The organism is Eubacteriaceae bacterium ES3 (genome assembly GCA_030586155.1).
In the GTDB taxonomy this organism is placed as follows: Bacteria; Bacillota; Clostridia; order Eubacteriales; family Eubacteriaceae; genus Acetobacterium.
Window position 1 is genome coordinate 166,454 of the sequence record CP130741.1, and the last position, 13,191, is coordinate 179,644.

Sequence of the window (13,191 nt, forward strand, 5' to 3'; positions counted from 1 at the left end):
GAAAGGCAAGAGTTCTTTTATTGTGGTTTATTGTACGCTTACAACAGTAATAGGTGTATCCAATTCCATGATAGATTCTTTTCCGTTTTTATCTTTAATTGTTACTCTAAAGTAATAGGTGCCCGGAGTGTCTGTTTTAAAATAATAGGATCGGGTGGTGGAAAAATCGCGAAGTGGTGTTGTTGGATAATTACTGCCCTCAGAATCCTTCACTTCAAACTTATATTGATAAGGATATTGTCCGCCGTCGATATAAACAGAAAGTTTACTGTAATATCCGGCATCAACTTCCGTCTTGCTGACTGTGATTTCGTCAATTTCCGGAAGGTCATAGACTCTAAAATAATTTATGGTCTTAGTGACGGTATTGCCGTCGTGATCGGTAACCGTAACGTTTAAGGTATAGGTTCCGGCTTCGTCTGGCATGAATACAGCCAAGTTGCTGCCAGTGGCGCTATCGGTGTATGTTTCCAGTTTAACTTCTGATTTCGTGCCCAGCTTATAAGAATAGGTATAAGTGTAAGGTCCAGATCCGCCGCTTGCTTCAGCAGATAGAATAACACTGGAACCATTTAAACCATCAGAATCGCTGGCGTAGGCCGAATCTTCACCTTGTATATTTGCAGTAAATTCGTCTATAACCGGCAGATTAAGAATTTCAAAATCATCTACAAATATTTCATCGCTGTTAGTAGAAGTACTGTTTTCAGTATCAACACCGCTGTCTTTAATCCTGACATGGAAGGTATAGGTTCCGGGTTCTTCAGGCGTATAGCTGGCAGTTTTTGAACTTGAATAGGCTTGAATTAGAATTTCATCAGCGCTGCTATCATGATAGGCATAAAACTCATACTGATAAGGGGACTTGCCGCCAATTGCCGATGCAGTCAATCTTAATGTGGTGCCCAGGTTTTGGCCGCTGGCTTTATCGACTTTCAGACTTTTAACCATAACGCCAGATACAACTTTAACAGTAGAGCTTTTTTGGGTAACCGGCTCACTGGTATTTGCATCGGTTACTTCGACGATGAATTTATAGGAGCCTTCCTCATCAGGGGTGAATTCTGCTTGATTTGAACTGCCTGAATCTACACTTTCGATCAGTTTTGAACCGTTATACATATTGAAAACATAGTGTAAAGTTCCTGAATCACCGGTATTTTCTACCAAATCAGCCTTCACAGTTAAAGCCTTACCGGCATAGAATATGGAAGATGTATCAGTTGGTGTAACCGTTATTTCATCAATTATCGGCGGATTACTGACCGTAAGAAGGCTATCATATTCTTTTACGGGTGATACTTTTCCCCCGCCGTCAGTAACCGACAGGCGGAAGGCATATTGACCAGGTCCGGATTCAGACAGATCAAGACTGGCACTGCGTGAAGTAGAGTCGATGGCAATCCAGTTACCGCTGCCAACCTTATATTCATACTTGTAAGTATAGGGTGATTTTCCACCGGTTATAGTGGCACTGAGCCTGATGGTATCGCTGGTGGTCAGGTCGCTTGTTTTACTGATCTTTAAGCTTTCGATAGACAGATCAGAAAGGATTTTATAGCTGTTAATAGTATTTACCGTCGTGTTTTGGCTGATTGGATCGGTTACTTCAACATAGAATTTGTAAGTTCCGGCTTCAGTGGGTTCAAAAGAAACTGAGGCAGTATCGCCTGAGAAGTTGATGGTTCCAAGTGAAACTTTATCCTCTCTGCCATTTTGGTAGAAGAATTCACAGGTCGGGACTTCGTCGGTACCACTGCCTTCTTCAAGGCCAGCACTTAAGGTTACCGTCTCGCCGACATAAACGGCAGTCCCTTTTTCAGGACTGACAGTAAAGCTGTCAATAACAGCCGGGTTTGAAACGGATACTGTTGCCTGGGTTACGGTTTTGTCATCAATGATTTTGCCATTGGTGTCAGTATCAGTATAATTGGCATCTGTTACAGTATAATAGAAGGTGTATTCTCCGGAACCGGTGCTATTAAAGTTGAATTCGATGGAGCGGTCAGTGGTTTCTTTAATTAGTGTATCTGAACCGTTAAGGCTGTAATAAAAATTGTAGGTGTAAGGGCTTCTCCCGCCGCTGGCTGAAGCTGTAAGTATTACCGTATTGGTAGGCAGGACATTTTTAGTTTTACTGATTTTAATTGCTTTGGCTGAGACACTTTTAAGGACGGTGTAGCTTTTTACAATTTGTGTCTCGGCACCCTCGGCTTCCAGATAAAATTTGCAGGAGCCGGAATCAGTTAGGGTGACGTCTACGATACCATCACTATTTGAATCTTCAATTTCTTTTTTAGTTCCGCTGCCCAGCTGGTAATAGAAGTGGATTTCTGTGCTGCCATCACCGGAACCGTCTTTAACTAAACCTGTCAGAGTGGCCGTGTCGCCGGGATAAAGATCGGCAGTGCCTTTTTCAGGTGAAACACCCAGCTCCAGAACGGGTGGGTTAGTGATTGTGATTAAACTGCTTTTGGTAGATTGTATGCTTTCGTTTGTACTGACAACCTCGTTTCTGTCAGTTACTTTGACATAGAAAGTTAAGCTTACATCAGATGAAAAATCCAGTCCCAGTGTGGAAAGAGCGACAGCTATTTTGTTTGATGTGTCAGCGTCAGCTAATGAATTGAGTGTTAAACCATTATCGGTTGAATAGAAAAATTCATAGCTGTAAGATGACTTTCCGCCAGTTCCTGAGGTGGATAAAGTGATAATGTCAAATTTTGTGACATCTTTGGTTTTACTTAACTTAATAGTCTTTGCACTCACCGGTGAAAGGACTTTCAGGCTCAGTTTCTTACTGATTGAAGGGGTGAGGGTGTTCGAATCTTTTACTTCCGCATAAATGGAATAGGTACCACCTTCGGTAGGGGTAAAGTCAATGCTGGCAGTCTGATCAGCAGTGACTATAGGCTCGCCAATAGGCATTTTTGTTTTTCCATCCATATAATAGAATGTATAGGTCAAATCGCCACTGCCATATTCGGAAGTTGCAGTAAGCTTATAAGTGTCGCCAGCATAGAAATCACTGAAGGCAGTGTTCGTGCCGGTTTTTACGCCGCTTAATTCAGTTAAAAGTGGGTCATTAATGACCAGAAAATCATCAATCTGGTCACTTGTTTCTTTTCCATAATAATCAGTAATCGTCACATAAAAGGTATAAAGACCTTCTGTTTCGGGGGTAAAAGAGACGTACTTATTGGTATCTTTTTCTGAATCAATAAGCGTTTTAGTCACACCGTCAAGAGAGTATGAAAAGTTATAAGTGAATGGTGACTTTCCACCGCTTGGTGAGGCGGTTAACTTCAATTCTGTGCCAATATTCTGGCCGGAATACTTATTGACTTTCAGATATTTCACGGTGACCGGATCGAGAACTTTTATAGATTTAATGGTCTCACTCACAGTTTCACCGTTAGCGTCAGTTACTTGGAGAATAAATGAATAGGTTCCTGAGGTGGATGGATTGTATGTCATTAAATGGGTCGTAGTACTGATTGCGTCAAATGTCTGGGTATCAACAACTGTAGAGCCCCGTTTAATAGTATAGACATAGCTATAGTCGGCAAGGCCGCCATCAACTTCTGAATTAAAAGTTAAATCAGTTTCAATATAATAGCCATTATTAGGATCTTCGGCAATTTCAAACTTGCTGATCAGCGGGTTATTATTAATGGTATAAGGAATTTCCTTATCAAAGCTTTTGCCGTTGGCGTCGGTAATGGTCACCCCCAGCAAATAGTTGCCCGCTTCAGCCAGGCTGAACTTGGCGTACTTCCTCGTGGAGTCATCTCCCTGTTCAGTTGTCACGCCGTCTAATTTACTATAAAACTGATAGGTGTATGGCGATTTTCCGCCGCTGGCGAGGGCTGAGAGTTTTAGCTCAGTGTTTCTATCCTGAGGGGATTCAATGTCTGTATCCAGGCTTGTATCCAGGGCTTCATAAACAATATATGGCTCAGTCTCAAGTTCCAGAATACCGCCGATATCACTGGTAATGGTGACATAGAAGGTATAAATACCGGCACCCGTTGAGGTGGGGTCAAATAAGAGTGTATATTGATTATTAAGGGTATTAATTAAATGTTTCTCTGTATCACTATCCAGGCTATAGTAAAATTGGCAGCTGGCGGGTTCTGCAACTGAAATTCCGTTGACCGTCAAAGCAATTGTACCGGGATCGCCGAGATAATAGGGAATACCGCCATCTTCGACGGTAAAGGAATCAGCCGCTGGAGCTTCAGCAATGGTAAAATCGACAGGTGTATCAATGGGGATTTCAATCCCGCTGGCGTTTTTCACGGAGACATAAAACTTATAGCTGCCCTCAGCTGAAGGTGAGAAACTGCTGGTATTACTGGTCGAATAGTCCTGGATTTCAGTTTCTGGACCATTATCCAGCGTATAGTAAAAGCGGTAAGAAATTGCAGTTTTACCACCGGCAGCACTGGCCGTCAGTTTCAGAGCGCTGCCCGGCTCTTGGGGAGAGCTTTGATCGACAGTCAGAGACTGTACTGCCAGACCATCAACAACCTGATAATCTTCAATTGTTTTTGTGATTGATTGTCCCTGAGAATCAGTGACAGTTACCATAAAAATATAAGTTCCTGCGTCTTCCGCAACACCGGTGGTAAAATTAGCACTTTCACTATCGTTGCTGCTACCGTTAATCGCAGTGATTTCAGTGATAATATCGTCTTTCTGATATTTAAAGCTATAGTCAAACGGTTTTGTCCCGCTCCCGGAGTCGACTGAAGCAGTGAGTGCGATGGTATTTGGCGCAGTTGTTGTGGGATAATCGTAGTAATACTGAGGTGAAGCCTTGTCAGTATCAAGAGATACAATCGGCAGATTGATCACTTCAAAATCCCCAATAGATCGCTGGACAATATTACCGTCTTCATCTTTAATACGGGTATAAAGGGTATAGATACCCGCTTCAGTAGGGGTGAAAAGAACTGATCTGGCCGTAGCAAAATCGGTAAGGGTCTCATTTGTCAGATAAGTACCGTCCAGCTTTTCCAGGTCGTAATAAAAACCATAGTTAAGTGTGCCTGTACCGCCGGAAGCGGCAGCTGTCAGGGTAATAGCAGTATTAATGTTCTGCCCGGAGGACAGGCTGGTGGTAAAGCTTTTTACGTAAAAGGAATCGGTGATAGGCACAAAAGTTATATTGTATTCGACAGCATAACTTTGGGCAAAAGAGCCGGATTCTCCTTTAATAGTAGGATTAGTGGCGTTCTGAAACAGATAGGGACCGATAGAGGTGACGGTGGCGGGAATGGTTACGGTCAGTCCGCTGGTGTTAGCGAACGTGCCGTTTCCGTCCTCGGATTGTATATTAGTTAAGGAGGGGGGCAGGACTAAATCAGTCAGTCCAGTACAGCCGTAAAAAGCCCCTGCTTCGATGACCTGGAGAGAATACGGCAATTCGATGGAAGTAAGGGTGGCCTTGTCTTTAAAGGCATTAGTGGCAATTCCTGTAACCTGGTTTCCGTTAGGGGTTACGGCAGGAATAACAAGGCTAGTGTCAGAACCCGTATAACCGGTCACATAGACGTTTCCGTCAAGATCGGTATCATCGTCATATTCGATAAAGTTAATATCTGTTTCCATGGTGGTCAGGGTCTCACTGCTTTGGCTTTGTACAGAAGCTGCTGCTTGTTCAGAAACGGGTACAGACTCTGCTTGTGGAACAGGAACTGGAACAGAAGTTTCTGTTGTTATGGTCGTAGCAGGGAGATCTTCTTCTGTTTTACTCGCGGAATCAGCCGGAGTTTCAGTAACAGAAGGATCTTCAGCAGTAATTTCGGGGTCTGAAGGGATGAGTTCTTCAGCGATAACATTAAATGGGACAGAAGAAATTAACATCAGATTGACAAGGATTAAGCTTAGGACACGGGACAAAGATTTTTTCATTTTGTTCCTCTTTCTTTTTCAGATTTTAAAACAAGTCATATATCAATAATAATATTTAAGTATAGATAAATAAGTCTTGATCGAGACCTAAATAGTTGCACTAGTTATTTTATCGGACGGTTCGTTAAAAAGTTTACGGGTTTCTCGTATATTTAAAATTTAAAAGCCACTGACTGGTTATCGGAATTTTAAGTTAAACAATAAGTCCCAGATTAAACTGGTTTTTGAGGTCTGGTTGGGGCTCTCTTTTTACCAGCTCAATGAAGCTGGTCATTGTTGGTGTAAGATGTTTGTTTTTATGGTAGACCAGATTAAAGGTCCGGTTAAAGATAGGTTCAAGAGGGGAATAGGCGGTCATTTGACCGGCTTTTAACTCTTCTTCAATGAGCCGAATTGAAAGAGCTGAAAGACAAGGTTGGCTAAGTAGAATGGTTTTGATAATTTCCGGTGAAGTTACCTCCCATCCAATCGTAACTTTTAGCCCTCGTCTTTTCATAAAGTCCAGAAAGAGGTCTCTTGTACCGCTTCCTGATTCGCGCATCACAAATGCCTGGCTTTGAAGCTGCTGGGCAGTTATTTTTTGAAGAACCGAAAAAGGGTGGGTTTGGGAGCAGGCGATAACCAGAAAATCATCAATGACTGGCTCAACAATCAGGTCGGGATGCTGGACTGTTCCTTCAACTAAACCGATGTCGAGTTCGGCCCGCAGCAGTCGATTTTCTATAGAACGGGTGTTGTTGACATAATTAAAACAGTCGGTTTCAGGGTTTTCCTGCAGATATTTATTCATCAGCGGTGCCAGCAGACAAGAGCCTATGGTAATGGTAGCGCCAACCTTGAGGCTTTGCTGCTCGCAGAGGTTTTCCATGCTGTTCTCCAGTGAGTTAAACTGACTGATAACCATACGAGCTTGGGTATAAAGTGTTTTGCCGGCGTCAGTGATGATGAGCTTTCGGCCCATCCGTTCAAAGAGTCGGACGCCATAATGTTCTTCCAGTTCCCGAATGACCTGGCTCACTGAAGGCTGTGTGATATATAGGGCTTTGGCAGCTTGAGACATAGAGCCGGTTTCTTCGACGGCGATTAGAATTTTTAAATGGCGCAGATCCATTATTTCTCCTTAAGTATAGGTATGATTTATTATATATATAAAATATTATCATTTTACTTATAAAAGGACAAGGTCTATAATGATTACAATAGTGAATATAAATTAGCGTAGATGAGGGAGGAAAAATGGCAGAAACAATCAGTAATGAAGACGTGAAACGGGTAAAGGGACTGGGTTTTCTAAGAAACAAGCGAACCGATAATTTTTCAGGAAGAGTGATTACTATAAATGGTGTAGTGAATGCAGACCAGATGGCCTGTATTTTGGAAGGCGCGCAGAAATACGGAAATGGGACGCTGGCATTAACTACCAGACTGACTATAGAGTGTCCAGGTATTCCCTACGCTAAAATTGAAGACTTTAGAGCTCATTTAAAAACCGGTGGACTTGAAACCGGTGGGACAGGTCCCAAGGTGCGGCCGGTAACAGCCTGTAAGGGAACAACCTGTCAGTATGGTTTAATTGATACATTTGGCCTGGCAGCAGAAATTCATAAACGTTTTTATAAGGGCTATCGCGATCTGGTCTTGCCCCATAAATTCAAAATTGCTGTGGGGGGATGTCCCAATAATTGCATGAAGCCGGATCTTAACGATGCGGGTGTAGTTGGTCAGTTGATTCCCGAACTTGAACAGTCAGCCTGTAAAAACTGTAAAAGCTGTGGTGTGATTAAGGCTTGTCCGGTAAATGCTGCAAAGCTTAATGATGGACGAATTGAAATTGATCGGGATAGTTGTCTAAATTGTGGACTGTGTGTAGGGAAATGCCCATTTGATGCCGTAACAGCTGGTTTAAACGGCTATAAGCTGGTGATTGGTGGCCGCTGGGGTAAACAGGTTGCGATGGGAAAAGCATTGACCCAGATATTTGCCGATGAAGAAAGTCTTTTGGCGATGCTTGAAAAGATTATTTTGTTTTACAGTGACCAGGGGGAAAAGGGAGAACGATTTTCCCAGACCATTAAACGACTTGGCTTTGATGCCGTAGAGAAAATGCTTACAGATAATTAGTAAAAAAATCAACCGCAGCTTCTAAAGCTGCGGTTTTGTCGTTCCAGAGGCTATATAAAATTTCTTTTAATTTTTACAGCAAGTTAACATTGAGATGTTAAGATCAGAGAGTTATTTATTATTAAATTAATTTTCACTTGAAGCGGCAAAAATCATTTAGAGGATAGGTGAGGAGACGGGGATGTATAATAAGTATTTTGGGAATTATTTATTAAAAAAGAAAATCATCACACCTGAACAGTTGAAAGAGGTTCTTAATAAACAGGAATCATCACGGGTTAAGCTGGGGGTTCTGGCTATTGAATCAGGTTTGATGAACGCTCAACAGGTCAACAAAGTGCATCATCTACAGGCAATCAAAGATATGCGTTTTGGGGATCTGGCTATCGAAGTTGGCTTTTTAACTAAAGCAGATCTGGAAACACTTTTAACAAAGCAAAAAGAATCCCATATTTTATTGGGGCAGATTCTTTTGGATCAGGGTTTGTTGACCTTTGAGAAGTATGAAAAACTCCTGCTTTCATATAAGGAGGATTCAGGTTTTTCCGAAGAGGAAATACAAATATTAAAAAGCAGCAATACGGATGATATCGTTAAAATGATTATGGGAAATCAAGAAGACACGGAGATGCTTGTTTTTGAAGAATACATTGAGCTGTTTGTCAGAAACATTATCCGCTTCATCGATCGGGAAATGATGATTGAAAGGCCTTATACAAAGGATTCCTATGCATATGAGAATCTGGCATCACAGAAGATTATTGGGGATTATAACATTGAAACCGGAATTTCAGCCGAGGAAGAAACGGCGGTTGAGTTTGCTTCTATTTATGCGGAAGAAGCCATTGACTCGATGAATGATCTGGTAAAGGATGCCCTGGGTGAGTTTATGAACTGTCAGAATGGTTTGTTTATCTCTAATCTGTATCACAAAAATATCAAATGTGATCTGGAAGCTCAGACTATGGACCAGGAGGGGGAACTTAAGGCCTTGAATAAACTTTTGATTGTCCCCTGTCAGTTGAGTTTTGGCAAAATTGAGATTGTTTTAAATATATAGGAGGAAGCGATGGCAAATATTTTAATTGTAGATGATTCGACAATGTCCCGAAATAAACTGAAGAAAATTCTCATTTCCGGGGATCACCTGGTAGTAGGAGAAGCGGCGGATGGAATAGAAGCGATTGAAAAGTTTAAAGAATTACGCCCTGATATTGTGACACTGGATATTACCATGCCCAATATGAACGGGATAGAATGTTTAAAAGAAATTCTGGCTTTGGATGAAGATGCCAATGTGGTGATGATTTCTGCCCTGGGCAAAGGGGATACCATCCTCGAAGCCCTAAATGCCGGAGCGCTTAATTATATCTCCAAACCTTTTGAAGCAAGTGCGGTGCTGGATATTTTTAAAGAAGCAATGGATGAGTAGAACTGATTAGGAAAGAGGTGGACGGATCATGGTGGAAACTATCTCCCAACTGATTGAAATGGCGCCTGTTTTTTCGGTTGCTGATCAGGGTTGTGCGCTCAATCAGTACTTTGAAGAGAATGCTGGTGCAAGTGGTGTGGTCATTGTTAATGATGACCATTATCCCATTGGCCTGATTATGCGCAATCATTTTTATCAGAACATTGGAACACAGTTTGGGTTCGCGATTTATCTCAATCGCTCTGTTGAGCTGATTATGAAAAAAGAAATCCTCGTTCTTGAGTCTTCCTGTGATCTGGCACAATTTGGAATGAAAGCCATGAACCGTCCCTCTGATGATGTCTATGATTATGTGATTGTTGTAGAAGATGGCCATTATAGGGGCGTGGTCAGCATCAGCAATTTTTTGGCGGCCATGTCAGAGCGAAAAGAACAGGAAATAGAGCTTTTAAATCAGCAGCAGAGAATTCTACAGGAAGCAAATGAAAAAGAAAAACTGTTTCGAATGCAAATCGAAATGAAAAACAAAGAAATTAGAAACCTGATGAATAATGCGGACCAGGGGTTTTTATCCTTTGGTAGTGATCTGGTCATTACTGAAGAATACAGTAAAGTATGTGATGAGATTTTTGGCTGGCCGATAGGAAATCTGTCACTGCTTAAGCTGCTTTCTGAATTTTTGCCAAAAGATGAGAAAATTCTCCTGTCAGATGTATTTTCAGCTTTATTTGAACAGGAAAAAAAGAAGCGGGCAAAAACCTTTATTCGTCTGCTGCCCAGGGAACTGCTTATTAACAACCGATATATTCAGCTGGCTTATAAAATTATCGCCTTCGATGAAAATAAAGCAATGATGCTGATTCTTACCGATATAACCGATAAAAAGGCCTTGGAGAATAAAGCCATCGAAGAAAAAAACAATATGAAACTGATTCTTTCGGCAGCCGACCATAAGCGTGAAATACAGGATTCACTGCTGGAAGCCTATGCTTTTTTTGAAAGTGCGGTGGAGCTGATTGAAAAAATAGAAGATCCCCTGCCCATATTATTCAGGATAGTTCATACGATGAAGGGGGATTTTGCCTTACATTCCTTTTACAATACCGCTGTCAGTTTGCATCAGCTGGAGGACCAGCTGTCAGGAATGCTTGAAAATCAGGACTGCTGTCGTCAGGAGGAGATCATTGCAATCTTTCGCGGGCGGTCCTTTGACGAATTTGTTTTAAAATAGGTAATTGCGAAATGAAAACAAAAATGAAAAAAATGAGAAAGTAGAGCATGAAGAGAGCTGATTAAAAAAGTATGACAAAAAAAGCAGGAAGCGTTGCAAAAAAAAGGCGCAAAAATAAAAGCCTGAGAAAAGCCTGAAAAAAACTTTATTTTAGCAGTTAGGCAATCAGTTTTTTAAGACTGCGGATGTATTGAAGCTGATGAATGTTGTCAGCAAGAATGACAGTAATCAGCTGGGTAATGCCAGCCAGGAGCAGATCCGCGCGAAGCGTCCGAGCATTTCTTGTTTTGCGACCGGCAACACAGAAAGAATCTTTGAAATGATTGAGTGACTGTTCAACAACACCGCGAATTTTATAGATTTGCTGCCACTCGTCAGTACCCCGAAGCGTACCTGGGTAAGCTCTAAGGTTTTTTTCAGGGTAAACATAGAACATCCGGCCACAGGAAGAAGGTGTGCAGGGTTTTTCGCAGAAACACTGACGTTTGGATTTACCGGATTGCTGCCTGACCCATCGGGTTTTGGGACAGGTAAATTTAAAGCGGACGAGACCATTTTTACGCCTGGTTTTACCTTCCGGTTTCATGGGAAGTGAAGGGTTGTCCGGACAACAGGGGATACCATGCTCATTAACCGGGCAATCGGAATAAGAAAGGGAGCCCCGCGAATTGAGGGGAATGAAGGCTTTTTCAAACTTTAAATCAGTCAGCAGCGAGTGATAAATGACTGAGCTGTCAAAAGCGGCATCACCAATAAAAAGTTTGGGAACAATCAGCGGATGCTTTTTAAAAAAGTCGGAAAGAACAGGAATAAGTGCTTTGGTATCATGGAGCGACTTGTCCTCGTCGGGAGAATCAGACTTTTTCTCAACAGCAATATCAGGATGATCAACCAGAAAGTTGGCATCATAAAAAGAGATATCCCGGACAATGCCAAGGCCGTTGGTGATCATGCCGAATTTATAGACATAACAGAAATGACCGTTGATATAAAGCTGTTTAATAGAAGAATTGGCTTTAGCGTGGGTGGGCATGGCGCCATAGGCGGCCTTGTAGGGATCATAGGAATCATTCAGCTGATGGGTTTTCTTGAAAGCTTTGAGCTGTTTGATGATTTTATTGGCAAATTTGGGATTATTTTCAGTAACATAGGCTTCAATTCCCGAAGTATCAAAGATGGTCATCATGGCCTTATGAGCATCGATCTTTTGGCAGATTGGTTCAGTTACATCAACAAGTTGATGAAAAAACGATTGTAAGTCCGGAAGATAATCTTGCTTGAAGCGAGTCAGCTGGGATGCGTGGGGAACTCTGCTGAAACCGCAGAAATCCCTTAATTCGCTGGAAAACTTGAGAAAAGTGATCAGCAGGGTGTCAGTGGGAATGGAAAAAATTCGCTGCAGAATGAATGCCCAAAGAATGGAACAAAGCTCAAAATCACGGTGTCGCCCATTACAAGCATAGTAATGACTGTAAAAAGAATGTGGAACCAGAGCATGAAGGTCAAGTTTTTCTTCCAGCAGTGAAAGAAAGTGATGTTTGTCCTGTTCAAAAAAATGAGTGCAATCAGCATAAATTTCAGCAAACGAAAGCTGTTTTTGTGGTAAAATATCCATATATAACTCCTTTCAGGATGATGGATTGTTGTGGTTGTAACTCAATTTTATCATAATCTGGTGAGGAGTTATATTTTTTTATGTTAAAAATATCCCGCTATTATGCGGGTTATGGCATTTCGCAAATGCCTATTTGTTTTAAAAGATTTGGAGGTGATCCAGTCCTTTTTTGGAGAGGATTTCTTTCAATCGGAAAATACCATCACGATTCACTACGACCGGATTAAACATTTGGAAAATGTCATCAACAAACGGTTTGAAAAAGAGGATTCAAACTTTGTTATGGAGCACGTGCACCGATTGAGTTACCCAACAATTAATGATATTTTATTGGGCTACAATGATTATACCAAACTGATTGCCAGGAAACTAAACAAAGAAATTGCCGATTTTAGAATTACTGGAGATTCGGTTTATATCAATCCCGAAGAGTTTTCCGGGCTGACTAAATCGTTGATTCATATATTTAGAAATATTGCCGATCACGGAATCGAGTTGCCTGACGATAGGGCGGAAAAAAACAAACCGCTACAGGGAAATATCCATTGCCATATCGAAAAAAAGGACAGACAATTTATGGTCAGTATTAAGGATGACGGGAAAGGAATAGATCCGGTTATTATCGGAAAGAAAGCCTTAGCATCTGGACTGTTAAGCCAGGATGAACTTGAAAAATGCTCTGAGAATCATATGATCAATTATATTTTTCGAGATAATTTTTCGACAAAAGAAACGGTATCAATGCTTAGCGGCCGTGGTGTTGGATTATCCTCGGTTAAAGATCAGGTGATTAAATTGGGGGGAGATATCATGGTGAATTCAAAAATTGACTGCGGAACGGAATTTCTACTAAAATTGCCGCTCCATTAAGCA

8 protein-coding genes are annotated in these 13,191 nt (G+C 41.5%); 5 read left to right on the plus strand and 3 right to left on the minus strand.

The features are described from left to right. Positions 1-27 precede the first annotated feature (27 nt). Together Q5O24_00765 and Q5O24_00770 are read right to left on the minus strand one after the other, a co-directional pair. Positions 28-5,919, minus strand: a complete 5,892-nt coding sequence (locus Q5O24_00765; GenBank protein WKY47890.1) for a triple tyrosine motif-containing protein — start codon at positions 5,917-5,919, stop codon at positions 28-30. Positions 5,920-6,112: 193 nt separating this feature from the next. Beyond that, entirely contained in the window at positions 6,113-7,030 is a 918-nt protein-coding gene (locus Q5O24_00770) for a LysR family transcriptional regulator (protein ID WKY47891.1), read from the minus strand. A 125-nt stretch (positions 7,031-7,155) separates the two neighbouring features. Here Q5O24_00770 and Q5O24_00775 point away from each other — a divergent pair, with 125 nt between their 5' ends. From Q5O24_00775 to Q5O24_00790, 4 genes are all read left to right on the plus strand, one after another. Beyond that, positions 7,156-8,040: a 4Fe-4S binding protein gene (locus tag Q5O24_00775; protein WKY47892.1), complete on the plus strand. Its 885-nt coding sequence runs from the start codon at positions 7,156-7,158 to the stop codon at positions 8,038-8,040. Positions 8,041-8,221: 181 nt separating this feature from the next. Further along, the gene (locus tag Q5O24_00780) at positions 8,222-9,100 is read left to right on the plus strand and encodes a chemotaxis protein CheX (GenBank protein ID WKY47893.1); all 879 of its coding nucleotides are present in this window, start codon (positions 8,222-8,224) and stop codon (positions 9,098-9,100) included. A gap of 9 nt (positions 9,101-9,109) precedes the next feature. After that, positions 9,110-9,472 (plus strand): response regulator, encoded by a 363-nt coding sequence (locus tag Q5O24_00785; GenBank protein WKY47894.1) that lies wholly within the window; start codon positions 9,110-9,112, stop codon positions 9,470-9,472. Positions 9,473-9,500: 28 nt separating this feature from the next. Continuing rightward, the gene (locus tag Q5O24_00790; protein WKY47895.1) at positions 9,501-10,703 is read left to right on the plus strand and encodes a hypothetical protein; all 1,203 of its coding nucleotides are present in this window, start codon (positions 9,501-9,503) and stop codon (positions 10,701-10,703) included. A 157-nt stretch (positions 10,704-10,860) separates the two neighbouring features. Here the strand turns inward: Q5O24_00790 and Q5O24_00795 are convergent, their stop codons facing one another. Then, positions 10,861-12,312, minus strand: a complete 1,452-nt coding sequence (locus tag Q5O24_00795; protein ID WKY49188.1) for a transposase — start codon at positions 12,310-12,312, stop codon at positions 10,861-10,863. Positions 12,313-12,429: 117 nt separating this feature from the next. On the opposite strand from Q5O24_00795, the gene Q5O24_00800 reads away from it, so the two are divergent. Then, a complete protein-coding gene (locus Q5O24_00800; GenBank protein WKY47896.1) occupies positions 12,430-13,188 on the plus strand; it encodes an ATP-binding protein in 759 nt (252 codons plus the stop codon). The last annotated feature ends 3 nt before the right edge of the window (positions 13,189-13,191 follow it).

Excerpts from the sequence above, each read along its gene's own strand:
- Q5O24_00765 (WKY47890.1), bottom strand. The coding sequence starts at position 5,919 with ATGAAAAAATCTTTGTCCCGTGTCCTAAGCTTAATCCTTGTCAATCTG.
- Q5O24_00770 (WKY47891.1), bottom strand. The coding sequence starts at position 7,030 with ATGGATCTGCGCCATTTAAAAATTCTAATCGCCGTCGAAGAAACCGGC.
- Q5O24_00775 (WKY47892.1), top strand. The coding sequence starts at position 7,156 with ATGGCAGAAACAATCAGTAATGAAGACGTGAAACGGGTAAAGGGACTG.
- Q5O24_00780 (WKY47893.1), top strand. The coding sequence starts at position 8,222 with ATGTATAATAAGTATTTTGGGAATTATTTATTAAAAAAGAAAATCATC.
- Q5O24_00785 (WKY47894.1), top strand. The coding sequence starts at position 9,110 with ATGGCAAATATTTTAATTGTAGATGATTCGACAATGTCCCGAAATAAA.
- Q5O24_00790 (WKY47895.1), top strand. The coding sequence starts at position 9,501 with ATGGTGGAAACTATCTCCCAACTGATTGAAATGGCGCCTGTTTTTTCG.
- Q5O24_00800 (WKY47896.1), top strand. The coding sequence starts at position 12,430 with ATGGCATTTCGCAAATGCCTATTTGTTTTAAAAGATTTGGAGGTGATC.